Consider the following 25210-nt stretch of genomic DNA (forward strand, 5'->3'; position numbering starts at 1 on the left):
ATGGCCGAGGCCGCCACCCGCGCAACCACGGCCATTGACCGCGGGATCACCGACTACCTCCAGCACGTCGGTGTGGAGCGTGGCCTGGCCGCCAATACCCTCGCAGCGTACAAGCGGGACCTGGCGCGGTACGCCAATTATCTGGCGTCCCACGGCGTGGTCAGGCCCGGGGATGTGACGCGGCACCACGTCACAGGATTCGTGCAGGCGCTTTCGGACGGCTCGGACGGGGCGGCTGCACTGGGAGTCCGTTCCGCTGCGCGCACCGTGGTGGCCGTCCGCGGCCTTCACAAGTTCTGGGCTTTGGAGGGAACCACGACGGCGGACCCCGCCACCGATGTCCACCCGCCGATGCCGGGCAGACGGCTTCCGAAGGCCATCAGTGTCGATGAGGTGACCCGCATCCTCGAGGCAGCGGGCACTGATTCCGCAACGGGACTGCGTGACAGGGCATTGCTGGAGTTCCTTTACTCCACAGGTGCCCGTATCAGCGAGGCCGTGGGACTCGACGTGGACGACGTCACCCTGGAGGGGACAGAAGACGGCCCTGCGATCGTCCGGCTGTTTGGCAAGGGATCCAAGGAGCGGCTGGTGCCGCTGGGCTCCTATGGAGCGCGTGCGGTGGCTGCCTATGTGGTCCGCGGACGTCCGTTGCTGGCTGCCAAGGGCAAGGGCACCCCTGCCCTCTTCCTGAACGCCCGGGGAGGGCGGATCAGCAGGCAAAGCGCGTGGACCATCTTGAAGGCAGCGGCGGAGAAAGCCAGGATCACCAAGGATGTGTCACCCCACACGCTGCGCCACTCATTTGCCACCCACCTTTTGGAAGGCGGCGCTGACGTGCGTGTGGTCCAGGAGTTGCTGGGCCATGCTTCGGTCACCACCACGCAGGTCTACACACTGGTGACGGCCGACACCCTTCGCGAGGTCTATGCTGCGGCTCACCCGCGCGCCTTGGGGTGAGTGGCGCCTAAGCCACGCCCGGTGTCAGGCCAGCACGCTGAAGGTCAACTCGACGGCATCGACGAACACGGCCAGGAGGGATGTTCCCAGCCCCGCGACCAGCAGCAGCCCGGGGTGGGCGAGTCCCACGACGACCCGCTTGAGCCGGGGCCGGCGCTTGAGGAATTTCCTGGGTACCCGGGTTCGCACCGGGACCTGCCGCCATCCGCGGAGCCTGCGCAGGAACCATGCACAGCGGATGATGAACGCCATCCAGAGGACAGACAGGACCAGCGGGACGGCGGCCAGCATGAGGTTGAAGCCGAGTGCGGTGACTTCCTTCTCGGAGTCGCCTATGACGGACTGGACCGTGGTGGAGATGGAGGCGCTCATCACCACGGATGCTGCCCACACCATGAAGGCCGCCACCAAGGCCAGGAACCGGACGAAGAAGTGGCCGAACACGGTGGCGTCCACGGCTTTCAGGTGGCTTCGTGGAGTCGCGTGAAGCACTGCCACGGTGGCAACCAACGTGGGCAATGCCGCAACGAAGACCAGCAGATACCACGTCCATCCGGCCAGGTCGACGACTTCGTCCAGGACGATCAGCCCTGACCAGGCCAGCGTCCACGCCCACCCGGCGTAGAGCGGGTGTGCCACCACCCGGTCCGGCAGCCAGGCGTCGTCCCGGTCCCGCGTAGGTGCAGCCTGGGCCGGTGCCGCGTCCATGGCGCCCGCTTCGCCCCCAACTTCAGTCATGCGCTCACTGTAGCAATGGCGCACCAGGTGGAGGAGTTGGGGTTAAGGTAGGCAGCATGACTGCAGCCCATGTGACACTCTGTTTCCTCCTCCGCGACGGTGCGGACGGCGAACACGTCCTCCTTGGTACCAAGAAGACGGGCTTCGGCCGGGGCAAGGTAGTCGGCGTCGGCGGCCACGTGGAGGTGGGGGAGACCGCGATCGAGGCCGCTTGCCGGGAAGTGCTGGAGGAGATCCATGTGGTGGTCGAGCCGCGGGACCTGGTTCCCGCCGGTACGGTCGATTTCATGTTCCCGGCCAGGCCGGAGTGGAACATGGCAACCACTGTCTTTCTGACGCGTGCGTGGCAGGGGGAGCCGTCCGAGAGCGACGAGATCGCACCGGAGTGGCACCCGGTGTCCAGCCTCCCCGTGGACCGTATGTGGGCCGACGCGGAGCACTGGCTGCCGGCAATGATTTCGGGACAAAGGATTGCCGTCACGGTTGACCTGGCTGAGGACAACCAGAACGTGGCCGGGGTCCGGACAACGGCGTGGGTGGAGCACGCCTGATCGTCCTTCGACCTGTCCGGGTTAAATCACGACGGCGGGTTGGTCGCCTGAAGTGACCAGCCCGCCGTCGTGGGTACTGCCGTGCGGCAGGGACGCGCTACGGTACGTGGCGTTCCTCCGGCCCGTTGTACTCGCTCAGTGGACGAATCAGCGAGTTCGCGCCGAGTTGTTCCATGATGTGGGCCGTCCAGCCAGTGATGCGGCTGGCCACGAAGAGAGGCGTGAACGTTTGGGTGTCAAAGCCCATGAGGTGGTACGTGGGCCCGGCCGGGTAGTCGAGGTTCGGCTTGATGGCCTTGGCCTCGTCCATGGCCTGTTCCAGCCCGTTGTACAGCCCCAGGAGTTCAGGTCGCCCGTAGTGGGCGATCATCTTGTCCAGGGCGGCCTTCATGGTGGGAACACGGGAGTCGCCGTGCTTGTAGACCCGGTGTCCGAAGCCCATGATCTTTTTCTTCTGCGCCAGGGCGTTGTCCATCCAGGTGCGTGCCCGCGCAGCGGCTTCCTCAAGCGTTTCTTCGCTGCGGATGCCGATCTCGTCGAAGGTGTGCATGACGGCTTCGTTGGCGCCGCCATGCAGTGGGCCTTTGAGCGCACCGATGGCAGCGGTCACTGCCGAGTGCAGGTCGGACAACGTGGACGTCACCACCCGTGCCGTGAAAGTGGAGGCGTTGAAGGAATGCTCTGCGTACAGGATCATCGAGACGTTGAATGCCTCAACCACCTCATCCACGGGATCTTCGCCGAAGGTCATCCAGAGGAAGTTCGCGGAGTAGTCAAGGTCATCGCGGGGTTCGATCGGTTCCTGCCCACGCCGGCGCCGCTGGTCGTAGGCCACTACCGCAGGCATTGCCGCCCACAGATCCACGGCCTTCTTCATGTTTGCCTCAACGGATGAGTCCTCGGCGAGCTCGTGCCTCGCACCCAACACTGAGGCAGCGGTCCGGCACACGTCCATGGGGTGTGCAGAGTTGGGGAGGGTATCGATCACTGACTTGACCACGGGATCCAGCGCACGTCCGGCGCGCTCGCGGGCGGTGAACTCCGCCAACTGTGCCTCATGGGGCAATTCCCCGTTCCACAACAGGTACGCCACTTCTTCGAAACTGCACTTGGCGGCCAGTTCCTGGACCGGATAGCCGCGGTACAGCAGGGAGTTCGTCTCCGGGTTGACCTTGGATACCGCGGTGTAGTCCACCACGACTCCGGCGAGGCCTTTCTTGATGTCTTCAGCTGCCATGCTGAACTCCTTCGTTCTTGTGCAGGCTACGGGAGCGCCGTTGCCTGCGTCCCCTGGTTGGGTTACTGGCGGGCGCCAGGAACCTGGAAGTTGAAAACGCCGGCATCGAACTGGTTATACGCCTCGTAATCCACGAGCTCATAGAGACGTGCGCGCGTGAGCATGTCCTGCACGTGTGTCTCCTGGGTCCCCGCAGCCTTGATCGTTTCCAGAGTACGCTCTGCAGCGCCCATGGCAATGCGCAGGAGGGTGACCGGGTAGATGACCATGTTCACGCCGACGTTTTGGAGCTGATCCACCGTGAAGAGGTCGCTCTTTCCGAACTCGGTCATGTTGGCCAGGATGGGCACGTCCACGGCGTCACGGATGGCCTGGAACTCCTCCAGGGTTGCCATGGCTTCGGGGAAGATCGCGTCGGCTCCGGCGTCCACCAGGGCTTTGGCGCGATCCTGCGCGGCCTTCAGTCCTTCCACTGCACGGATGTCGGTGCGGGCCATGATGAGGAAGTTCGGGTCCCGGCGGGCGTCGGCGGCGGCGCGGATGCGCTTGGTGGCGGTGTCGAGGTCCACGACGTTCTTGCCGTCCAGGTGGCCGCAGCGTTTGGGGTTGAACTGGTCCTCAATGTGGCAGCCGGCGAGGCCTGCGTTTTCGAGTTCCTGGATGGTGCGGGCCACGTTCATGGGCTCGCCGAAGCCCGTGTCGGCGTCCACGATCGAGGGCAGGTCCGTCATGCGGGCGATCTGCCCTGCCCTTGTGGCGACTTCGGTGAGGGTTGTCAGGCCGATGTCGGGCAGGCCGAGGTCGTTGGCCAGGACGGCGCCGGAGATGTAGACCCCGGCGAAGCCCTTTTCCTCGATGAGTCGTGCCGAGAGCGGGTTGAACGCGCCGGGGAACTGCTGCACAGTCCCGGAGCTGAGCAGTTCCCGTAGTTTGACCCGCTTCTGTTCGGGTGTGCTTTTGGAGTACAGCATCTAGAACAGTCCCTGGGGAGCGCTGATGAGGTCGATCACGCCGGGGGCGGCGGTGATGTTGAGCTGGTCCAGTTCCCCGGGTCCGAGTTCGGTGACGCGTTCGACGGCGGCGAGGAACCTTTCGATCTCGGCCTCCTCCACGAGCCCGGCAGCGAGGGTGCGGAACTTGTTCACGTACTGCTCGCGGGCGAACGGCCGGGCACCGAGGGGGTGCGCGTCAGCTACGGCGATCTCGTCGGTGATGACCGTGCCGTCGGTCAGGGTGATTTCCACGGAACCGCCGAAGGCCTTCTCCGCGATGTCCAGCGAGTGGTACCGGCGGGTCCACTCCGGGTCTTCGACCGTGGTGACTTTGTGCCAGAGTTCAACCGTGTCCGGACGGCCGGCCCGTTCGGGGGCGTAGGAGTCCACGTGGTGCCAGGCGCCGTCCTGCAATGCGACGGTGAAGATGTACGGGATGGAGTGGTCCAGGGTTTCCCGGGATGCGGTGGGGGAGTACTTCTGCGGGTCGTTCGCACCGGAGCCAATCACGTAGTGGGTGTGGTGGCTGGTCTTGATCAGCACGGAGGCCACGTTGGCAGGGTCGGTGGTTTCGGGGTGCTCGCGGTGGAGCTTGCGGGCGAGGTCGATCCAGGCCTGTGCCTGGTACTCGGCGGAGTGTTCCTTGGTGTAGGTGTCCAGGATCGCCCGCTTGGCCTCGCCCTTCTCCGGCAACGGAACTTCGTAGGAGGCCTCGGGGCCGTCCAGCATCCACGCGATGACGCCGTCTTCGCCTTCATAGATCGGCACCGGGGAGGTCTGGCCACGCATGGCCCGGTCGGCGGCCTCCACGGCCATCTTGCCTGCAAAGGCCGGGGCGTGGGCCTTCCAGGTGGAGATCTCGCCCTTGCGGGACTGGCGGGTGGCGGTGGTGGTGTGCAAGGCCTGGCCCACGGACTGGAAGATGGTCTCCACATCCAGGCCAAGAAGCGTGCCGATACCCGCAGCGGCGGACGGGCCAAGGTGGGCCACGTGGTCGATCTTGTGTTTGTGCAGGCAGATCGCCTTGACCAGGTTCACCTGGATTTCGTAGCCGGTGGCGATCGCCCTGACGAGGTCGGCACCGTTGGAGCCCACGTGCTGGGCCACGGCCAGGATCGGGGGGATGTTGTCGCCCGGGTGCGAGTAGTCCGCGGCCAGGAACGTGTCGTGGTAGTCCAGTTCGCGGACCGCCACACCGTTGGCCCAGGCAGCCCACTCCGGAGAGACCCGTTCCTCAATGCCGAACACCGAGGCGCCCTTGCCCCCTGTGCTCGGAGCGTGGGTCAGGGCCTGGGCGCGGGCAGCAACGATCGGTGCCCGGTTCAAGGACGCCACCGCCACGGAGGCGTTGTCGATGATCCGGTTGATCACCATGTCCGTCACCTCCGGCGTGACGTCCACGGGATCCGCGGCAACCACCGCGATCTTATGGGCCAGCTGCTCCTCGCGGGGCAGGTTCTCCTCGGATTTGTAAACACGGACATGATGGTTCCGGACCATGGTTCTCCTTCTAGTGGGACGTTCTTGTGGCCAAGTGGGCAGTCTTGACATGGGTAAGGCTGCGGTGCAAGTGGACTGTTGTGGCGGCTTCGGCAAGCCGTGGATTGCCGGCCGCTATCGCCTCGGCAATGGCTGCGTGCTCGGCAGCTGCTGCCGACAGCCGTGCGGAGTCGTCGGCAGCCAGGCGCCGGACCCGGGTCAAATGTACGCGGAGGCTGCGCATGGCCTGGGCGAGGTAGGTGTTGGCCACGGCAGTGTCGATTGCCTCATCAAGCTTGCCCACCAAGGCGTAGTAGTCGTGCCGTGCAGGGTCGTTGTCGCTGAGCAGCCCGGGAGCCAGGATCAGTTGGGCATGAAGTTCGGAGAAGACGCCAGGCTCGCCACGCTCCGCTGCAAGGGCGGCAGCCCGCACCTCCAGCGTCTCGCGCAACTCGAAGAGTTCATCGATGCTCTCAAGCGATATATCGGTGACCACAACGCCCCGGCCACCTGCCGCCGTCGTCAATCCTTCGGCGGTGAGACGGCCCAGTGCTTCCCTGACCGGGGTGCGTGAGACGCCGAGCCGGGCCGATTGCTCCACTTCTGCAAGGACCGTACCCGGGCGGAGGCGCCATTCGAGGATGTCCTCCCTGAGGGCGTTGTAAGCCCGGTCACTGGCGCGCATGCCATCAGTGTATACACACGGTGCCAATTATGGCCAGCATGCCGTTTCTATTGGGCTCTATGTATACAACGCTACTCGGCGATGAAGTAAACGTTGAAGGGATCCTCGTCCAGATACATGGCGGCAACGTTCGCGAAGCCTGCCTCAGCCAGCATGGTCGCAGCCAGTTCCCGACCCCATACGGTGCCCAGCCCGACTCCGCCCTGCCCCAGCGAAACCGCCATGCAATGGAAGGTCGAGACGGCGTAGAGGAACGTGGCCCACGGCAGGGAAGTGTTCTCTTCAAGGTTGCTCGAAGCATTGATGTCCACCATGAGGAATGTCCCTCCGGGTTTCAGGGCGGCCCGCACCTGCTGCAGGACCGTGCCTGGCTGGGCCTGGTCGTGGATCGCGTCAAAGGCTGTTATCAGATCGAACTCCTGATCCCGCCCGAGTCGTGCGACATCGCAGTATTCGAAGCGTACGTTGGTGAGTCCGAGCGTTGTGGCTTCTGCAGCGGCCGCTTCCAAAGCAGCATGGGAAAAGTCGAACCCGGTGAACGAACTCAAAGGGAATGCCGCTGCCAGCAGGTTCATGGCATGACCCTCGCCGCAACCAATATCCGCCACGGAGATTCCCGTTCGCAGTGCAGCCTCCCGGCCGGTCAGTGGCATGATCCGGTCCAGGAGGGCCGCGTCGTTCACCGCGGCACTCTCGGCAGCCATGACCTGGTGGAACTGTGGATAGTCGCTGTAGAGCGTTCCGCCGCCATGACGGAACGCCTGCACGATTTGGGGTCCCACCGCGCCCAGGAGCGGGACGTACTGGAGCGTGCGGGCCAGGTTGTCCGTTCTTGTCCCTGTCACCAGTGGAATGTACTCAGGGCGAAGATGATACGTGGCTTCTGCGGGCCGGTAGTCGATGAAGCCGGCCGACACCATGCCGCCCAGCCATTCCCTGACGTACCGCTCCTCGAGCCCGGCCGCGTCCGCCACAAGCTTGCTGGGAGCCGCGGGCAACGCCGCCATGACCTCAAACAAGCCGGTCTGGTGTCCAAGGACCACCAGGAGCGCCGCTGATGAATCGTTGAGGATGTCCAGGAGTCTCCCGGCGGCTTCCTCCGGTCCTGATGGAGGCTTTGGGGACTCCTCCTGTGGCCGGGGCCGGGCATCGGGGGTGGCTTCAAAAGGCTGGGTACTTCCCATGGCTGGTTCTCCGCTGGCGGGGGACGGCCTTTCCGTCCGGAACCCTTGGTTTCACCGTAGGGCGGAGAGGGGCCGGGCCGCATCGGGCGCATTGTGTACGGCAGGTTGGCCGGCATGGGGAAAATCATGCAGGGCGGGGGCTTTCAGGCGCGTGCCGTTCCCGGATTCCGTGGTGGCGCGCCCATGCGGCGGCGGCAGTCCTGGATGTCACGCCGATCTTAGTGAAGATATTGGCCAGGTGCCTGCCCGCCGTCTTCTCGCTGATGGTCAGCGCGTGCGCGATGTCCCTGTTGCTGGCGCCGGAGAGCACGCAGGCAAGCACTTCCAGTTCCCGGGGTGTCAACCCGCCCACATCAGGGTCAAGACCCAGGCGGGAAGGCGGGGCCGCGCCAAGCTGCGCACGTATCGCCGCTGCCGTGGCCTCTTCCGCCCGGGCAAGGTCATCGTCCCGAAGACCCCTACGGGCCAAGGCCAGGTGTTCATGCACTTCGGCAAGCTCATACCGTCGGCGCTGCTTACGGTAGGCCTCCGCAGCTGCGTCCAATTCCGCGCAGGCCTGGGCCCAGCGCAGCTGGGCCATCAGCACAGCACCCCGGGCGCGCCTTGCACGTGCCACGAACCCGGGAGTGCCGAAAGTGGCAGCGGCTTCTTCCAGTTCCAGGCAGTACAAGGCAGCAGACGCGGTGTCCAGGGGTGCAAGCAGCTCCACCAACGGAAGCAGCAGACACGTCCGCCCCAACGTCTCCCGCTCGGCCAAAGCCGCACGGAGTTCGCCCAGCGCCAGGTCCGTCCTTCCGGCGTCCCACCAAAGAAGTGCGGAGCCCGGTTGCCCGTCATGCCCCAGGCCGCGGGCGGAATCGAACGCGGCCCGGGCGCCTTCCGCGTCTCCCCGGCGCCGGCGGATCTCACCAGCCTCGCTGAAGCACTCAGCTGCGATCCAGCCGTGGGCGTGGCGCAGGCGCCCGCCGAGCGCCAGCAGTCCGTCTTCCGCCTGCTTCCAGTGGCCTTCGGCAGCGGCAAGCTGCAGTTGGTGGACACTGGCAATCCCGGCGTACATGAAGGTGGTGGAGAGGGCTGCGCACCAATCAGCCAAGGCGTCAGTCCACGCCCTCATCCTCGCAAAGTCTTCCATCTCGTAACAAAGGTGGATGACTGAGCAATAGATGTCCCCGGCCCATTCCACAGGTACCTGTCCGGCCAGTACGGGGAGGAGGGCCTCATCCAGATCAACGAAGCCCTGGGCGGTGTTGCCGTTCCGGACGTGGCTCAAGCCGGACAGCAACGAGGCGAAGCTTCCCAGCTCAGGTGCCTGGAACTGTCCGGCCATATCCTTCAGCCGGGCAGCAGCTGACTGTGCCGCTGCGGGCATTCCGTCAAGGTAGAGTGCGTCGCTGCCTTCCAGGTAGAGCAGATAACCGTGGTCGACGGATAAGGGCAGGGGTTCCAGGAGCCGCCGGGCGCGGGCCAACCAGGCCGACGAGACAGCGATGTTTCCCCGCAAGCCCCACTGCATGGAAAGCAACAGCGCAGAACGTGCCGCTTCCGCCGGCAATCCTTGTCCTGCCAGTTCCTGGAAGATTCCCTCTGCGAGCGACATCGAGCCCTGAACATCACCTTGCCACCACCTTGCCCGTGCCAGCAACGAGCGGTCGACCAGGTCCAGGAGATGGGACCCGGCCGCCTCTTCCAAGCGGCGGCGCGCAGCATCCCACTCCCCGCGGGCGAAGGCTTCGCGGGCTTCAGTCAGCAGCTCGGGCACGTCCGGCATGGCATCCCACCGTTCTGAACCAGCTTACTGCCGAGGGCCCGGGTCAGGCAGGGGAGCAGACGCGACAGCGGATGGACATCAGCGCCAGCTAGCCGCGGTTCCAGCCGTACTCGTTCTCCGGGCGGCCCGGGGTGCCGTAGCGTGGTGCCCGGGTGACGGTGCCGGCGTCGGCGAGGTACTCAAGGTAGCGCCGCGCGGTGACACGGGACATCCCCAACAGATCCATGACTTCACTGGCCGACACCGGGTCCTGCCTGCCGCGGACAAGGTCCTTCACCATCTCCAGCGACGACGGCGACAGGCCTTTGGGCAGGGGCAGCTCAGTCGGTGCCCTAAGGCTCGCGAAGGCCTGGTCAACGTCGCTCTGCGACGCCCCGGCCTTGGAGGTACCCGATCCGGCGCCAGCGAGCCGGCTGCGGAAGGAACGGTAGCTGGTGAGTTTGTCCGCGAACGTGGCATACGTGAAGGGCTTGATCAGGTACTGTACGACGCCGATGGAGACGGCGCTGCGGACGATGCCCAACTCCCGCACTGCCGTGATGGCGATAATGTCCGCCAGGAGGCCGGCCGATCTCATGCGGCGTGCTACATCAAGGCCATGGAGGTCAGGGAGGTTCATGTCGAGCAGCACCAGGTCCACCGGGGAGCCGGATGCCGCAAACTCACCCAGCAGGCGCAGCGCGGACTGCCCGTCGGGTGCTGTGCCTGCCAAGGTAAATCCATCCAGCCTGCCCACGTAAACAGAGTGCGCGTCGGAAGCGATGGGCTCGTCTTCGACCACCAGGACGCGGATGTCGGTCATGCTTTCCCTTCCTGGGGGACCGGTGTTGGGAGGACAACATGGAACCGTGCGCCGTGCAGGACTGCCGGGGCCTCCCCGGTACCGGAGGACTCCCCGCCAAAGGCCGGGGCCTCGCTGTCCGGGCTCTCATTGCTGACTGACATCGTACCGTCCAGGCGCTGGACGGCTTGGCGGACCAACGCCAGCCCCACCCCCCGGCCGTGGTCGCCCCGATGCCCATGCCCTCCGGACTTGGTGCTGAAACCATACTGCAGGACGTCGTCGATGGCGTCGGGATCGATGCCGGGTCCTGAATCACGGACGGTGAATTCGACGGCGGACGCTCCCGTTCCCACGGCGAGCTCCACTTTGCGCGGAGGTTCGCCCGCGGCGGCGGCGTCGATGGCGTTGTCCAGCAGGTTGCCGAGGATCGTCACGAGGTCCTGGATTTCCAGGCCGCTGACGCCGGAGGTTCCCGTAGTCCGCACCACGAGTTCAACGCCACGCTCGTGGGCTTCCGCGGCCTTTCCCATGATCAGGGCGCTGAGGACCGGTTCATCCACGGAAGCGAGCATGTCGTCGGTGAGTTGTTGGCTCAGCTCCAGGTCCTTGGTGGCAAACTCCAGGGCCTGGGGCGTCCTGCCCAGTTCAAGGAGCGAAACGATCATGTGAAGGCGATTGGCGTGTTCATGGGTTTGGGCGCGGAGCGCGTCCGACAGTGTCTTCATGGTCTCCAGCTCCGTGCCCAGGGACTCGATTTCCGTCCGGTCACGCAGGGTGGCCACTGTCCCGTACACAGCGGGCTTCTGCCGGTTGCGGGGGGCGGCCGGGCCAATGGCCGGTGCCTGGTTCACCACCAGGATCCGTTCACCGGTGAGATGGATTTCGTCATGTGCCGGCCTGCCCGATTCAAACAGCGCCCTGAGGCTCCCGTCGAACGGCAGGTCGGAGAGCTTGGGGGCGGCGTCGGGGGAGCGGTCCGCCTCGGAGGGCTCCAGGCCCAGCAGCTCAGCGGCCTGGTCGTTGTACATGACGGCCTTGCCCTGGGTGTCGATGAGGATGACGCCCTCACGAACGGAGTGCAGGACCGATTCGTAGTAGGCAAACAGCTGTGCAAGTTGTTCGGGCCCCCAGCCCCGCGTCACCGACCGCAGGTACCGGCCCAGGAACCATGACGCGATGGAGCCGAAGAACAGGACGATCACGGCGATGCCGCCGATCACGGCCAGCCGCTCAGCCACGTCCGTATCCACCGTCCGCACTGTCACGCCGGCTGCAACGAGGGCTATCACGGACCCGTTCGCATCCGTGACCGGGGCGATGGTGCGCACCGACGGTCCCAGGGTTCCGGCCGTCACTTCCGTGAAAGTCCCGCCCCGGAGGGCAGGCTCGATGGTACCGATGTACGGTCTGCCCAGTTCGTCTTCCCGGGGATGGGTCCACCGTGTCCGGTCCGGCGACATGATGGTAATGAAGTCCAGGTCCGCGTCCCGCATGACCTCCACGGCATACGGCTGCAGCGCCCCCGAAGGATCAGTGCTGGAGGCTGCTTCGGCCACCAGGGGGTTGTCGGCGATGGACATGGCAACGGCCAGCATGCGCTCGCCGGCTTCGTCGTACGCGCGGTCGCGGGCTTCGACTACCGAGAATGTCCCGAAGGCGGCAGTGAGCACCACGACGAAGAGCAGATTGGCTGCAAACAATCGCCGGGCGATACTCCAGCTGTGAAACACGGGGCCTCCCATGACCAATATGACCGCAAGGGTGATGCGTGTCACCAACGGCTCAATGATGGATATCACACAGGGCAGCGGCATGGACACATGTGCAGGACCGCAGCGCCTTACACAGTATCCAGAAGGAGAATCCCATGACCTCTCAACGAGGAGAGTCGGCAACGGTTGCCGCCGGCGGACGCAAGGGTCTCGACAAGTCGCACTATCTGTACATCGCGGTCATCCTGGCCGTCGTACTGGGTGCCTTGGTGGGCCTCATGTTCCCCGAAGCCGGAAAGTCGCTGAAGCCGCTCGGTGATGGCTTCATCAAGCTGATCAAGATGATGATCGCGCCCGTTATTTTCTGCACCATCGTCCTGGGCATCGGTTCCATCGCCAAGGCCGCCACGGTTGGCAAGGTCGGCGGTCTGGCCCTGGGGTACTTCGTGGCCATGTCCACTTTCGCCCTGGCCATCGGCCTGGTGGTGGGCAACCTGATCCACCCGGGCGAAGGCCTGAAGCTGACTCCCTACGATCCCTCCAAGAAGGCCGCCACTGACAGCACGGTCGACTTCCTGCTGGGCATCATCCCCGGTGACATCCCGGTCCTGCCCACGCTCCTGGCAGCTATCCTGGTTGGCTTCGCCCTGCAGAAGATGGGGGCCCAGGGTGCCCCTATCCTGAACGCGATCGGACACGGCCAGCGCCTGGTGTTCCGTATCCTCATCATGATCATGTGGCTCGCTCCGGTCGGCGCCTTTGGTGCGATTGCCGCCGTCGTTGGTGCTACCGGCGCCCAGGCCATCCTCAGCATGTTCACCCTGATGGCCGCCTTCTACATCACCTGCGCCTTGTTCATCGTTGTCATCCTTGGCACGCTGCTCCGTGCAGTGTCCGGCGTCAACATCTTCAAGCTCATGAAGTACCTGGCCCGTGAATACCTGTTGATCTTCTCGACGTCCTCCTCGGAAGCTGCGCTGCCGCGCCTCATTGCCAAGATGGAACACCTGGGTGTCTCCAAGCCCGTGGTTGGCGTGACGGTTCCCACCGGCTATTCCTTCAACCTGGATGGAACTGCCATCTACCTGACCATGGCGTCGCTGTTCGTTGCCAACGCCATGGGTACGCCACTGGACCTCGGTGCCCAGATCTCCCTGCTGGTCTTCATGATCATCGCTTCCAAGGGTGCGGCTGGCGTGACCGGTGCCGGCCTGGCGACCCTGGCGGCAGGCCTCCAGGCGCACAAGCCCGAACTGCTGGGTGGCGTGGGCATGATCGTCGGCATCGACCGTTTCATGTCGGAGGCCCGCGCTCTGACCAACTTCACCGGAAACGCCGTAGCCACGGTCCTGATCGGCACCTGGGTCAAGGAGATCGACTCCACCCAGGTCAACCGGGTCCTGTCCGGCGAGGAGCCCTTCGACGAGCAGACCATGATCGCCCATGGCGCGGAAACTCCGGCTCCGGAAGCGGACACGCGGGAAAAGGCCACCGTGTAAGGTCTCCTGCCCGGAACAGAATCCGCCAAAGCAGCAGTAGAAGGCCAGCGTCCCGTGTGGACGCTGGCCTTCCGCCTGCCGTCCACCGGAAGCAACCTTCGAGTTCAACTAGAGGGTCAAGGCTCAAATCCGGGACAAAGTCAAGTTCCCCGGTTTACCGTGTCGGGCGCTGTAGCCTAGTCGGGTAGCAACGCTGTGGCTGGGGAAGCAGCGGCAGGGAAAGATCGTCGTCGAAAGAGTGGTTGGATACGTGAGCAGCGAACGGGGAACAGCTATCTTGGCAGGAACCGGGCTCGATCTGGAAGACGCCGTCATGGGGCCCACGGGCCGACCCCACCGGGACTTCCCTGAGCCTGCGCCACTGGACTCCCATGGGCCCGCCCGGGTCATCGCCATGGTGAACCAGAAGGGTGGCGTCGGCAAAACCACCTCCACCATCAATCTCGCGGCCGCGTTGGCTGAATACGGCCGCCGCGTCCTTCTGGTGGATTTTGATCCCCAGGGTGCGCTGTCGGCGGGACTGGGCGTGAACCCGCATGAACTGGACCTGACTGTCTACAACGTGCTGATGGACCGGAAAGTCAGCATCCGCGACGCCATCCACCAAACAGGAGTGGACGGCGTTGACCTTCTTCCGGCCAACATTGACCTCTCTGCCGCCGAGGTGCAGCTCGTCAACGAAGTCGCGCGGGAGCAGGTCCTGGACCGTGCCCTCAGGAGTGTCGAGGACGAATACGATGTCGTCCTGATCGACTGCCAGCCATCGTTGGGCCTGCTGACCGTCAACGCCTTGACCGCAGCCCACGGCGTCATCATCCCCCTGATCTGTGAGTTCTTTGCGCTCAGGGCGGTGGCGTTGCTGGTGGAAACCATCGAGAAGGTCCAGGACCGCCTGAACCCGCGACTGCAGGTCGACGGCGTGCTGGCCACCATGTACGACGCCCGCACCTTGCACAGCCGCGAAGTCATCACGCGGCTGGTGGAAGCCTTTGGCGACAAGGTTTTCGAGACCGTCATCAAACGCTCCATCAAGTTTGCGGATGCGACCGTCGCCGCCGAACCCATCACCAGCTACGCCGGCAACCACGTCGGTGCTGACGCCTACCGCCGCCTCGCCAAGGAACTCATTTCGCGCGGCGGCGCACCTTAGCGGACGAACATGGCGGGGTCAAGCACCGCGCCTGCCGCGGTTCAGGAACCTGGTGCTGCCGTGTCCGCTGACGAGTCCGACGGCGGTGCCTCCGATCCCCGGAAGCCAGGCTTTGAGGTACGGCTGGCCAACTTCACCGGGCCCTTCGATCTTCTGCTGGGCCTGATTTCCAAGCACAAGCTGGACATTACCGAAGTTGCCCTGGCCACGGTCACGGACGAGTTCATCAAGTACATCCGGCGCCTGCAGGAAGTGGGCGAGGAATGGGCGCTGGATGAGGCCAGCGAATTCCTGGTCATCGCGGCCACCCTGTTGGACCTCAAAGCGGCCCGCCTGTTGCCGGCCGGCGAGGTCGAGGACGCCGAGGACATCGCCTTGCTGGAGGCCAGGGACCTCCTGTTTGCGCGCCTGCTGCAGTACAAGGCCTTCAAGGAGGTCGCCGGCCTGCTGGGGACAACCCTGGAAGAGGAATCCCGGAGGTATCCGCGGCAGGTGTCCCTGGAGCCCCACTTCGCAGCGCTCCTTCCGGAACTGGTCTGGCGGCACAGTCCGGAGCAATTCGCGGAGCTCGCGGCCACAGCGCTCAAGCCCAAAAACACGGCTCCACCGGAAGTCGGCCTGGACCACCTCCACGCGCCGCCGGTGAGTGTCAAGGAACAGGCGGAAATCATCGGCTACCGCTTGCAGCTCGGCGCGCCGCTGTCGTTCCGTGCACTGGTCGCCGACGCCGAAACCACGCTCGTGGTGGTCGCCCGGTTCCTGGCGCTCCTTGAAATGTTCCGCGACCGCGTGGTTGCTTTCGAGCAGCCCGCCGCCCTGGGGGAGCTGACGGTACGGTGGACGGGGAACGATGCCCACTGGGACAGTTCCCACCTGAGTGAAGAGTACGAGGACACTGATGAAAGGGCATCCGATGACTGAGCCGGAAGGTGCAGCAGACGGTTTGGCTGCCTTGGAGGTGCTGCCCGGTGGTGCGCGGGCGGCACTGGAAGCGGTGCTCATGGTCATTGACCAGCCTGCCACCACTGAGGAGCTGGCTGCAGGGCTGGAGGTTACGGTCGCCGTCGTCGAGGATTTGCTGGGGGAACTGCAGCGGGAGTATAGCGGCTATACTGTTAAAGCCCCGGACGTGGACGCTGACGGCTTAGCCGCTGACAGCACAGCACCCCGGGGTTTTGAATTGCGGAACGTCGCCGGAGGGTGGCGGATCTACTCACGTCCGGAGTTTGCGGACGTCGTGGGAAGGTTCGTGCTGGAGGGTCAGACCACCAGGCTCACCCAGGCGGCGCTGGAGACCCTTGCGGTCATTGCCTACCGGCAGCCCGTCTCCAGGGCGCGGGTTTCCGCGATTCGTGGCGTCAATGTGGATTCGGTGGTCCGGACCCTGACCCAGCGCGGTTTGATCGAGGATTCGGGAAACGATCCCGAGTCGGGGGCGGTTCTGTACAGGACAACCTCGTACTTCCTCGAACGCATGGGAATCGGGTCAGTTGGTGAATTGCCGCGGCTCTCACCGCACCTTCCAGGCCTGGAAGGGATCGACGAGTACTACGACGCCAGCCGGATGTAACTCCTGGCCATCAGGAAGCCACCCGGCACCACGGACAATTAAAGACAGGTACAGGGCACCGACGTGGTGCCGCAGCAACAAAGGGCAGACGATGTCTGCCCGGCTGGCTGGTGTTGACAGCAGCACTTAGGGCCGGCCACCACTTAACAAGGACGGGTCATGACACAGGCGGGACGCCAGGGTTCACCACGTAACGGTTCGGGACGCAACAGCTCCGGGCGCAATGATGCAAGGGGCGGCGGACGCTCCACCGGAGGCGGCTTCGGCGGCTCCAAGGGCGGAGGCAGCGGACGCACCGGTGCCGGCAAGCGCTCTTTCGATCAGGGGGAACACCGGTCTTTCCGCTCTGCCAAGCCGCGGGAGGAGCGTCCTTTCGATCCCGACAACCCCACACGGTCCGGTGACCAGGGCCGTGGCCAGAGTGCCAAGCCGTTCCGCAAGCCCGGCTCCAACAAGCCTGGATTCGGGAAGGCCCCCGGTACTCCGGGAGCCTTGAAGCCCAAGCCAAAGCCCACCAAGCAAAACGGTTCCCGTGCCTTCGGCAGCGAGCGGTTCGGCCAGAACCTTGGTCCCGTACGCAAGCCGGCCCGCAACCGCGGCCCCCGTCCGGACGTTCCACAGTCGGACCTCCACGACGCCGACGGCGTGCGCCTGCAGAAGGTCATGGCCCAGGCGGGTGTGGCATCGCGGCGCGTCTGCGAGGAAATGATCCTTGAAGGCCGGGTGGAAGTCGACGGCCAGGTCACCACGGAACTCGGTATGCGCGTGGATCCCAAAACGGCGGTCATCCACGTGGACGGCATCCGTATCCAACTCGATGAAACACTGGTCTACATGGTGTTCAACAAGCCCAAGGGCGTTGTTTCCACCATGGAGGACCCCGAGGGCCGTCCGTGCATCAGCGACTTCCTCAAGAACAACAAGAACAAGGGCGAGCGGCTGTTCCACGTCGGCCGTCTCGACGTCGCCACCGAGGGCCTGCTGCTGCTGACCAACGACGGCGAGCTCGCCAACCGTTTGACGCATCCCTCGTATGAGGTGCCCAAGACTTACCTCGTCCAGGTGCGTGGACCCTTCCCGCACGGGGTCGGAGCCAAGCTGAAGTCCGGCGTCGAGCTTGACGACGGAATCGCCGCCGTGGACTCGTTCCGGTTGGTGGATTCCACGCCCGGCCACGTCCTGATCGAAGTCGTGCTGCACTCCGGCAAGAACCGGATCGTACGCCGTATGTTCGACGCCGTGGGCTTCCCGGTGGAGCGGCTCGTCCGCGTCAAGGTTGGCCCGATCGGCCTGGGCGACCAGCGCCAGGGCAGCATCCGCAACCTCGGCCGCCAGGAGATCGGCCACCTCATGGCAGCTGTGGGGCTCTAGGGCATGTCGGCATTCCGCACCCACGGCCGCGGCCATCTTGATGGCCCGGTGGTGGTTCTCGGTACGGGTTTGCTGGGTGCCAGCATTGGCCTTGGCCTGCGCGGGCGCGGCGTTCCCGTATACCTTTACGACCCTTCGCCCACCAACCAGGCCGTGGCCGTGGATATCGGAGCAGGCCGTCCGTTGGCTGAGCTGGACGCGGAGCCGCAGCTTGTCGTCGTAGCGGCTCCGCCGGATGTTACAGCCGACGTCGTGGAGAAGGCCCTTGCGGACTACCCGGCGTCGGTGGTGGTGGATATCGCCAGTGTCAAGGCGGCCATCCAAGGCCAGCTCCGCGAACGCGGAGTGGACCTTGCCCGCTACGTTGGTACCCACCCCATGGCCGGCCGCGAAAAGTCGGGGCCAGTGGCAGCCCGCGGAGAGCTCTTCACGTCCATGCCGTGGGTGGTCTGTCCCTCCGAAGAAACCGGAGCAGATGCCCTGCAGCTTGCCAGGTCGCTCGCGGGAGACCTGGGTGCCATTGTCTCCCAGTTCACGGCCGACGAACACGACGAAGCCGTGGCCCTGGTATCGCACCTGCCGCAGATCATGTCGTCCCTCCTGGCCAGCCGGCTGCAGGGGACGCCGCTGCATGCGTTGTCGTTGGCCGGTAACGGGCTGCGTGACACCACCCGCATCGCCGCCAGCGACCCTACCCTCTGGGTCCAGATCCTGGGCGGCAACGCGGAGAAGGTGGTCACCATCCTGCATGGCGTACGGGAGGACCTGAACCGGTTGATCGGGACCCTCGAAGCACCGCTTGCCCCAGGGGCGCGCCTTGACCTTGCCCAGCTGATCAGCGAAGGCAACGCAGGCCAGGCGCGCATTCCCGGCAAGCATGGCGGACCCCCGCAGGCGTACTCGTGGCTCACGATCCTGGTGGACGACCGCCCCGGCCAGATTGCGCGGCTGTTGACGGAGATCGGTGAAATCGGCGTGAATGTGGAAGACCTCCGCCTGGACCACTCCTCAGGCCGTAACGTGGGCATGGTGGAGCTTTCCGTGCTGCCCAGCAAGCACGACCTCCTTGTTGAAGCCTTGACCGATCGCGGATGGCGGGTACTGCAGTAATGACACGTGAATTTTTTGGTCCGGAAACAGTTGCCCGGCCCGGTAAGCCGTTGGTCATCGCGATCGATGGTCCTTCCGGATCCGGCAAGTCCAGTGTCAGCAAGGAAGTTGCCCGGCGCCTGAAGCTTGCCTACCTGGATACCGGTGCCATGTACCGTGCCCTGACGTGGTACTGCCTCAAGACTGGTGTGGACCTTCACGACGGTGCCGCTGTTGAACAGGCTTCCAAAACCATGCCCCTGGAAATCAGCACCAGTACGGCGGTGGAGTACGTGTCCGTGGACGGCACGGATATCACCGAAGAAATCAGGGATCCGTTGATTTCTGCGTCCGTGAGCGCCGTAGCCACAACGCTGGGTGCCAGGACGGAACTGATCCGCCGCCAGCGGCAGTTCATCGATCAGCACCACCACCGCATGGTGGTGGAGGGACGGGACATCACCACCGTCGTCGCCCCGCATGCCGAAGTCCGGATCCTGCTGACCGCCAGCGAGGAAGCCAGGCTCCGCCGTCGTGGTATCCAGTTGGGCGGCACCCAAAGCAAGGAACAGCTCACCGCCCAAGTCATCCACCGCGATGCCAAGGACTCCACCGTCGTTAACTTCACGCAGGCTGCCGACGGTGTAGTGACACTGGATTCTTCCGACCTCACCTTCGACGAGACGGTGGAAACGGCCCTCGCGATCGTCAGCAAGGTCATCTATGGCGACTAGGACAACGCCGGCGGGCGCTGTTTCACCACCTGCCGTGCCCGCGGCATGGACCCGCGTCTGGAGCCGGCCGGTCGGCTGGTTCCTTGACCATGTGGTGTACCGCACCGTGGTCACGGGCAAGGCCAATATCCCCGCAGCAGGCCCCGTCATCTTCGCCGGCAACCACATCAGCTTCCTGGACGGTCCCGTGATGTTCGGAGCGTCGCCCCGGCCCATGCACATCCTGGTCAAGAAAGAGATGTTCAGGGGATTCCTCGGGAAAGTGCTGCGTGGGTCGGGCCAGATCCCGGTGGACCGCTCCGGTGACCGGGCCGCACTGCATACCGGCAAGAAACTGCTCGACGCCGGCCGTTGCGTCGGGATCCTGCCCGAAGGTACCCGGGGGAGCGGCTCAGCGGAAAGCATCAGCCCGGGGGTCGCGTGGCTTGCCCTCAACTCCGGGGCGACCGTCATCCCTGTTGCCATCCTGGGTACCCGCCAGGGCGCCGAGCACCGTGACCATGTTCCCAGGCCCCGCCGGAAGCTGTACGTCAGCTTCGGTGAACCCCTCAGCGTCCAGCGCCGGAAGGGCGAACCGGGCCGTGCTTCAATGGACAGGGCGTCCGCGGCGATCCGGGACGCCCTGGCCGGACACGTCCGGGACGCCGTCCTGGCCACCGGCCAAAACCTTCCTTCCACGGGTGCGCCCGCGGAGGCCGCGCAACAACAGCGCCCACCAGCAGTAGCCGGGTTGCCGGCAGACCACCACTAAGGAAAGTGCAATGAGCGATACGACTCAAAAGTCCGGCTTCCACGGAGCCGGCGACGACGAATACACGCCCGCAGGCACCGACCAGGTGGCTGAAAACCTGGCTGCCCTGGACGACGAAGAAGCCGAACTCCGCGCTGCCACCCTCCGGGCGGGCCTGGACGACTACGAACTTGACGAAGACGACGCAGCGCTGCTCAGCGGTGACTATGAGGACGAAGGGGAAGAAGGTCCCCTCAAACTCGATCCCGTGCTGGCCATCATCGGCCGGCCCAACGTCGGCAAGTCCACCCTGGTCAACCGCATCCTGGGCCGCCGCGAGGCCGTCGTGGAGGATACCCCGGGCGTAACCCGCGACCGCGTCATGTATTCGGCGCGGTGGAACGGGCGCAACTTCACGCTCGTGGACACCGGCGGGTGGGAACACGATGCCAAGGGCATCCACGCCCGCGTGGCTGACCAGGCCGAGATGGCCGTGGAACTTGCTGATGCGGTGTTGTTCGTAGTGGATTCCGCGGTCGGTGCAACGGCAACCGACGAGGCCGTCATGAAGATGCTCCGGCGCAGCAAGAAGCCGGTCATCCTGGTGGCGAACAAGGTCGATGACTTTGCACAGGAGGCCGACTCGGCAACCCTGTGGGGCCTTGGGTTCGGCCAGCCCTATCCCGTCTCGGCGCTCCATGGGCGTGGTGTGGCGGACCTTCTGGACAAGGTGATGGACACCCTGCCCGAGTTTTCCCAGGTCGAGGGCGTGGAGCGTTCCGGCGGCCCGCGTCGCATTGCGCTGATCGGCCGCCCCAACGTTGGCAAGTCCTCGCTGCTGAACAAGCTGGCCGGATCTGAGCGCGTGGTGGTGGATCCCTTGGCGGGCACCACCCGCGACCCCGTGGACGAATTCATCGAACTCGGTGGCCGCACCTGGCGGTTCGTGGATACAGCCGGGATCCGCCGCCGCCAGCACATGGCACAAGGCGCGGACTTCTATGCCTCCCTGCGGACCCAGGCTGCCCTCGAAAAGGCGGAGGTCGCCGTCGTTCTCCTGGCCGTCGACGAGGTCCTCAGCGAGCAGGATGTCCGCATCCTGCAACTGGCCATCGAGTCCGGCCGCGCGCTGGTTCTGGCGTTCAACAAGTGGGACCTCCTGGACGATGAACGTCGCCGCTACCTGGAGCGCGAGATCGAGCAGGACCTGGCGCACGTTGACTGGGCTCCGCGCGTCAACATCTCGGCCAAGACCGGTTGGCACAAGGACCGGCTGGTTCCCGCCCTGGACAGGGCGCTGGAAAGCTGGGACCGCCGGATTCCCACCGGCCGCCTCAATGCGTTCCTGGGCGAACTGGTGGCAGCACACCCGCACCCGGTCCGTGGTGGCAAGCAGCCCCGTATCCTGTTCGGCACCCAGGCTTCCAGCCGTCCGCCGAAGTTTGTGCTGTTCACCACTGGCTTCCTCGATCCCGGATACCGCCGTTTCATCACCCGCCGCCTCCGCGAGACCTTCGGGTTTGAAGGAACTCCAATCGAGGTCAGCATGCGTGTCCGCGAAAAGCGGGGCCGCAAACGCTAAGTGAGACGGGCATCACAGCAGACTTTTGCTCTGATGGCACAAGCACCCTCCAACGTCGTGTAAGCTTTTGGAGGTGGTTCGGCCGGACTGCTTAGGGAGGAAATCCCGGGCGGAGAACGGCGGAACCAGCGGGCTGTAGCGCAGCTTGGTAGCGCACTTGACTGGGGGTCAAGGGGTCGCAGGTTCAAATCCTGTCAGCCCGACCATAAAGGCCGGAATTCCGTGGAAACGGAATTCCGGCCTTTGGTCGTTTAAGCCCCAGCGGTGCGCCTAGGCATGCTGCAGTGCACCCAGGGCCCGGACCAGTGGCTCCAGTTCGGGAACCTGCTCCGCGGCCGCAAGGGCGCCCGCCAGGGTCTCGTCGTGGACGGGCCTGGTGTCGAGGAGAAGCTTCTGTCCTGCCGCGGTGAGCTCCGTATAGATGCCGCGCCTGTCGTCGGCGCACAGGATGCGGGTCAGGAGTCCGCGGTCTTCCAGGCGGTTGACCAGCCGCGTGGTCGCGCTACTGGAGAGTGCGGTGGCTCGGGCCAGTTGCTGCATGCGCATGTGCCAGCCGTCCTGCCGGCTCAGTGCGTCCAGCACGGTGTACTCAACAACCGAGAGCTCACTGGACGCCTGGAGGGCCTTCTCCAGTTCCGCTTCGATGCTCCCGTGCAGGGCAGCGAGGGTGCGCCATCCCTGTGCCCGTACTTCCACGGCGTCATCCTTGATGCCCATGTGTGCTGTGCTCCTGCCTTCAGTGGGTGGTGTCAGCAGACCGCAAAGTAGTTGCTTGCGCAAATACCACGCGTGTGCAACTATATATGCAGCGTCTGCAACTATTATTCTACGGTTCCGGCGGGCGCACTTCCAGTTTTCGAGGAACCCGTATCCCAAGGAGTTTCACCATGCCTGCAGGGTTGATTGCCCTTGCCCTCGGCGGATTCGGCATCGGACTTACCGAGTTCGTGATCATGGGCCTGTTGCCCGAGGTCGCCGCCGACTTCCGCGTATCCGAAGCCTCGGCCGGTTGGTTCATCTCCGGCTACGCCTTGAGCGTGACCGTCGGTGCCCTTCTGGTGACAGCTGCCGTGACCCGGCTTCCCCGGAAGCCCGTCCTGATCGGCCTGCTGGTCCTGTTCATTGCCGGCAACTTCCTCTCGGCTGTTGCCGATACCTACTCAGCCATGCTGATCGGCCGTATCATCGCCGCCCTGTGCCACGGCGCCTTCTTCGGCATCGGGTCGGTCGTGGCCGCAGGGATGGTCCCCGCCCATAAGAAGGCTGGAGCCATTGCCATCATGTTCACCGGGCTCACTGCCGCCAACGTCCTGGGGGTTCCGTTCGGAACACTCCTGGGGCAGCACTTTGGTTGGCGTTCCACTTTTTGGGCCATTACGGTGATCGGCGTGATAGCCCTGCTGGGGATTGCCCTCATGGTTCCCGCGACGGGGCCTGCTCCCACACAGGGCCTGCGCAGCGAGCTTGGTGCCTTCCGTTCGGGGCAGGTGTGGCTGTCCATCCTGGTGACGATCCTCGGTTTCGGCGGAATGTTCGGGGCCTTTACGTACATCGCATTCACCTTGACCGAGGTATCGGGCTTTGACGCAGGCGCTGTTCCGTGGTTGTTGGTGCTGTTCGGCGGTGGACTCTTCGTGGGCAACGTCCTGGGTGGCAAGGCGGCGGACAAGGCCCTCGATACTTCACTGGTGGTCATCCTCGCCGGTCTGGTTGCTGTGCTGGTCTTCTTCGCCCTGACCGCTTCAAGCAGCATTGCCACCTTGTTCTCACTGGCCCTGATGGGCGGCTTCGGTTTCGCCACCGTGCCCGGCCTGCAGATGCGTGTCATGCACTTCGCTTCCACGGCGCCCACGCTGGCTTCCGGTGCCAACATTGGTGCTTTCAACCTGGGTAATGCCCTGGGTGCGTGGCTGGGTGGGGTAACCATCACGGCAGGGCTGGGCTACACCTCGCCCATTTGGGCGGGCGCCGGCATTACGGTCGCCGCGCTCCTGGTGATGGCGGCCGCAGCTGCCGCAGCCCGGCGTCGGTCTTCCGCAGTACCGGCCGACGCCGACAGCGAACCCCGGGAGGCATTCGTCGCCTGACGACGCCACGCCGGCAAGAGGGCACTGCCCGCTGTGGAAGCATCCATGGCGGGCAGTGCCCCTTTTTATCTGCGGAGCTGGCGGCGCCGCCAGCGCAGGGCACTTTCAGCGGAAGCTTCATGCGGCGGGGCAATTCCGGCCAGGGAATTGCCGGCTTTGGGGCGCGGTTGCCGGTGTTGTGCGATAAGCCGGCACACCCTGCGGCACGGTGGGGAATTATGCCTATACTTTCAGCGGTGGCCGGATGCCCGGGCCGCCGTCGAGGTCCGTAAATGTTCCGATGAAAGGCCACCCATGAGCAATATTCCAGCCGATCTTTCCTACACCGCAGAGCACGAATGGGTTTCCGCTCCCGATGCCGACGGTGTTGTCCGCGTAGGCATCACTGATTTCGCGCAGGATGCACTGGGAGACGTCGTTTACGCGCAAATGCCTGAGCCTGGTACCAGGATCACCGGCAATGAGGTGGTGGGCGAGGTTGAATCCACTAAGAGCGTCAGTGACATTTATGCGCCCCTTTCGGGCGAGGTTATTAACCGGAATGACTCATTGGACCAGGATCCGGCGCTTATCAACTCCGACCCGTACGGCGACGGCTGGCTTTTTGAAGTAAAGCTTGCAGATGGTGAAGCAGTGGATTCCCTGCTCAGTGCATCGGAGTACGAACAGCAGGTAGGCTAAAGTTATCTGGCCCGCCCGGCCTGGCAATTCCTCGAGCGGGAAGCGCAGAAAGGCGGGCCAGCTACCGATTTGCCCGGCGGTACCGGGAGGCGGAAGTGGCCGGCGGAGTTTGGAACCGCCGGCGGATGAGGAGGAAATTCCATGGTTGGCGGCGAACAGAACCAAGCCAATATCGGGAACGGCGCGGAAGAACAGCCTACGTCGGAGACCACCTCGATCAGCATCACGCCAACGTGGGACGAGCCCAGCATTGCGCCCCGGCTGGCACCCGAAGAGCGGGCCTCCGTGGATGCGCTGCCCCCTGAGTCGGCGTTGCTTATCGCCCACAGCGGACCCAACGCGGGAGCCCGTTTCCTGCTGGACGCGGATACCACCACGGCGGGCAGGCATCCGGACGCGGACATCTTCCTGGACGACGTCACTGTCTCACGCAAGCATGTGCAGTTCCACCGTACTCCGGCGGGTTTTGAGCTCGTGGACATGGGCAGCCTCAACGGCACCTATGTCAACCACGACCGCGTCGACCGCGTGCTGCTGAAGAGTGGGAACGAGGTCCAGATCGGCAAGTTCCGGTTGACCTACTACCTGAGCTCCCGCCGCCCTGCGGGCCAAGCCTGACCCCGGGGT

At 64.8% G+C, this 25210-nt stretch carries 24 protein-coding genes and 1 tRNA gene; 15 read left to right on the forward strand and 10 right to left on the reverse strand.

The genetic code is table 11. From position 1 onward, the window contains the following. Positions 1–960, forward strand: coding sequence for a site-specific tyrosine recombinase XerD (xerD, locus tag ACUYMZ_RS09335; protein WP_426006933.1), 960 nt, complete (start codon positions 1–3; stop codon positions 958–960). Positions 961–984: 24 nt separating this feature from the next. On the opposite strand, the gene ACUYMZ_RS09340 is transcribed toward xerD, so the two are convergent. Further along, positions 985–1698, reverse strand: coding sequence for a hypothetical protein (locus tag ACUYMZ_RS09340; RefSeq protein ID WP_481602899.1), 714 nt, complete (start codon positions 1696–1698; stop codon positions 985–987). A gap of 56 nt (positions 1699–1754) precedes the next feature. Here ACUYMZ_RS09340 and ACUYMZ_RS09345 point away from each other — a divergent pair, with 56 nt between their 5' ends. Then, entirely contained in the window at positions 1755–2249 is a 495-nt protein-coding gene (locus tag ACUYMZ_RS09345) for an 8-oxo-dGTP diphosphatase (RefSeq protein WP_426006936.1), read from the forward strand. Positions 2250–2346: 97 nt separating this feature from the next. On the opposite strand, the gene ACUYMZ_RS09350 is transcribed toward ACUYMZ_RS09345, so the two are convergent. From ACUYMZ_RS09350 to ACUYMZ_RS09385, 8 genes are all read right to left on the reverse strand, one after another. Then, positions 2347–3486: a bifunctional 2-methylcitrate synthase/citrate synthase gene (locus ACUYMZ_RS09350; protein WP_481602901.1), complete on the reverse strand. Its 1140-nt coding sequence runs from the start codon at positions 3484–3486 to the stop codon at positions 2347–2349. Positions 3487–3548: 62 nt separating this feature from the next. Continuing rightward, on the reverse strand, positions 3549–4457 hold the full coding sequence (gene prpB, locus ACUYMZ_RS09355) for a methylisocitrate lyase (protein ID WP_481602903.1): 909 nt from the start codon (positions 4455–4457) through the stop codon (positions 3549–3551). Continuing rightward, entirely contained in the window at positions 4458–5978 is a 1521-nt protein-coding gene (locus tag ACUYMZ_RS09360) for an MmgE/PrpD family protein (protein ID WP_481602906.1), read from the reverse strand. 10 nt (positions 5979–5988) lie between these two features. Beyond that, positions 5989–6642 (reverse strand): GntR family transcriptional regulator, encoded by a 654-nt coding sequence (locus tag ACUYMZ_RS09365; protein ID WP_442422887.1) that lies wholly within the window; start codon positions 6640–6642, stop codon positions 5989–5991. Positions 6643–6713: 71 nt separating this feature from the next. After that, positions 6714–7826: a class I SAM-dependent methyltransferase gene (locus tag ACUYMZ_RS09370; RefSeq protein WP_481602908.1), complete on the reverse strand. Its 1113-nt coding sequence runs from the start codon at positions 7824–7826 to the stop codon at positions 6714–6716. A 124-nt stretch (positions 7827–7950) separates the two neighbouring features. Further along, the gene (locus ACUYMZ_RS09375) at positions 7951–9594 is read right to left on the reverse strand and encodes a LuxR C-terminal-related transcriptional regulator (RefSeq protein ID WP_481602910.1); all 1644 of its coding nucleotides are present in this window, start codon (positions 9592–9594) and stop codon (positions 7951–7953) included. Between the two features lie 88 nt (positions 9595–9682). Continuing rightward, positions 9683–10396: a response regulator gene (locus tag ACUYMZ_RS09380; RefSeq protein ID WP_426006945.1), complete on the reverse strand. Its 714-nt coding sequence runs from the start codon at positions 10394–10396 to the stop codon at positions 9683–9685. Further along, complete coding sequence (locus tag ACUYMZ_RS09385) at positions 10393–12108, reverse strand: sensor histidine kinase (protein ID WP_481605841.1); 1716 nt, start codon at positions 12106–12108, stop codon at positions 10393–10395. Before ACUYMZ_RS09385 ends, ACUYMZ_RS09380 begins: the two co-directional genes overlap by 4 nt. Before the next feature lie 137 nt (positions 12109–12245). On the opposite strand from ACUYMZ_RS09385, the gene ACUYMZ_RS09390 reads away from it, so the two are divergent. The 10 genes from ACUYMZ_RS09390 to ACUYMZ_RS09435 all read left to right on the forward strand — a co-directional run bounded on the left by ACUYMZ_RS09390 (position 12246) and on the right by ACUYMZ_RS09435 (position 22021). Further along, positions 12246–13589, forward strand: coding sequence for a cation:dicarboxylate symporter family transporter (locus ACUYMZ_RS09390; RefSeq protein WP_426006946.1), 1344 nt, complete (start codon positions 12246–12248; stop codon positions 13587–13589). Between the two features lie 250 nt (positions 13590–13839). Beyond that, complete coding sequence (locus ACUYMZ_RS09395) at positions 13840–14739, forward strand: ParA family protein (protein WP_481602914.1); 900 nt, start codon at positions 13840–13842, stop codon at positions 14737–14739. A 9-nt stretch (positions 14740–14748) separates the two neighbouring features. Then, positions 14749–15660 (forward strand): segregation and condensation protein A, encoded by a 912-nt coding sequence (locus ACUYMZ_RS09400; protein WP_481602916.1) that lies wholly within the window; start codon positions 14749–14751, stop codon positions 15658–15660. Next, positions 15653–16309: an SMC-Scp complex subunit ScpB gene (gene scpB, locus ACUYMZ_RS09405; protein WP_481602919.1), complete on the forward strand. Its 657-nt coding sequence runs from the start codon at positions 15653–15655 to the stop codon at positions 16307–16309. The genes ACUYMZ_RS09400 and scpB overlap by 8 nt, the downstream gene beginning before the upstream one ends. A 159-nt stretch (positions 16310–16468) precedes the next feature. Further along, entirely contained in the window at positions 16469–17680 is a 1212-nt protein-coding gene (locus ACUYMZ_RS09410; protein WP_481602921.1) for a pseudouridine synthase, read from the forward strand. 3 nt (positions 17681–17683) lie between these two features. Continuing rightward, a complete protein-coding gene (locus ACUYMZ_RS09415; RefSeq protein WP_426006951.1) occupies positions 17684–18790 on the forward strand; it encodes a prephenate dehydrogenase in 1107 nt (368 codons plus the stop codon). Further along, a complete protein-coding gene (gene cmk / locus ACUYMZ_RS09420; protein WP_481602922.1) occupies positions 18790–19503 on the forward strand; it encodes a (d)CMP kinase in 714 nt (237 codons plus the stop codon). The genes ACUYMZ_RS09415 and cmk overlap by 1 nt, the downstream gene beginning before the upstream one ends. Next, complete coding sequence (locus ACUYMZ_RS09425) at positions 19493–20254, forward strand: lysophospholipid acyltransferase family protein (protein ID WP_442422881.1); 762 nt, start codon at positions 19493–19495, stop codon at positions 20252–20254. Before cmk ends, ACUYMZ_RS09425 begins: the two co-directional genes overlap by 11 nt. 10 nt (positions 20255–20264) lie before the next feature. Then, positions 20265–21815 (forward strand): ribosome biogenesis GTPase Der, encoded by a 1551-nt coding sequence (gene der / locus ACUYMZ_RS09430; RefSeq protein WP_426006954.1) that lies wholly within the window; start codon positions 20265–20267, stop codon positions 21813–21815. 129 nt (positions 21816–21944) lie between these two features. Next, positions 21945–22021 (forward strand) — tRNA-Pro (locus ACUYMZ_RS09435). Positions 22022–22085: 64 nt separating this feature from the next. Here ACUYMZ_RS09435 and ACUYMZ_RS09440 read toward each other — a convergent pair. Then, positions 22086–22532 carry a MarR family winged helix-turn-helix transcriptional regulator gene (locus tag ACUYMZ_RS09440; RefSeq protein WP_426006955.1) on the reverse strand — a complete coding sequence of 149 codons (447 nt, stop codon included), beginning with the start codon at positions 22530–22532 and terminating at the stop codon, positions 22086–22088. Positions 22533–22702: 170 nt separating this feature from the next. Here ACUYMZ_RS09440 and ACUYMZ_RS09445 point away from each other — a divergent pair, with 170 nt between their 5' ends. From ACUYMZ_RS09445 to ACUYMZ_RS09455, 3 genes are all read left to right on the forward strand, one after another. Further along, on the forward strand, positions 22703–23902 hold the full coding sequence (locus tag ACUYMZ_RS09445; protein ID WP_481602925.1) for an MFS transporter: 1200 nt from the start codon (positions 22703–22705) through the stop codon (positions 23900–23902). A gap of 294 nt (positions 23903–24196) precedes the next feature. Next, on the forward strand, positions 24197–24583 hold the full coding sequence (gcvH, locus tag ACUYMZ_RS09450; protein WP_426006959.1) for a glycine cleavage system protein GcvH: 387 nt from the start codon (positions 24197–24199) through the stop codon (positions 24581–24583). A gap of 141 nt (positions 24584–24724) precedes the next feature. Further along, positions 24725–25201 carry an FHA domain-containing protein gene (locus ACUYMZ_RS09455; protein WP_426006960.1) on the forward strand — a complete coding sequence of 159 codons (477 nt, stop codon included), beginning with the start codon at positions 24725–24727 and terminating at the stop codon, positions 25199–25201. The last annotated feature ends 9 nt before the right edge of the window (positions 25202–25210 follow it).

Source organism: Arthrobacter sp. T572 (genome assembly GCF_056780115.1).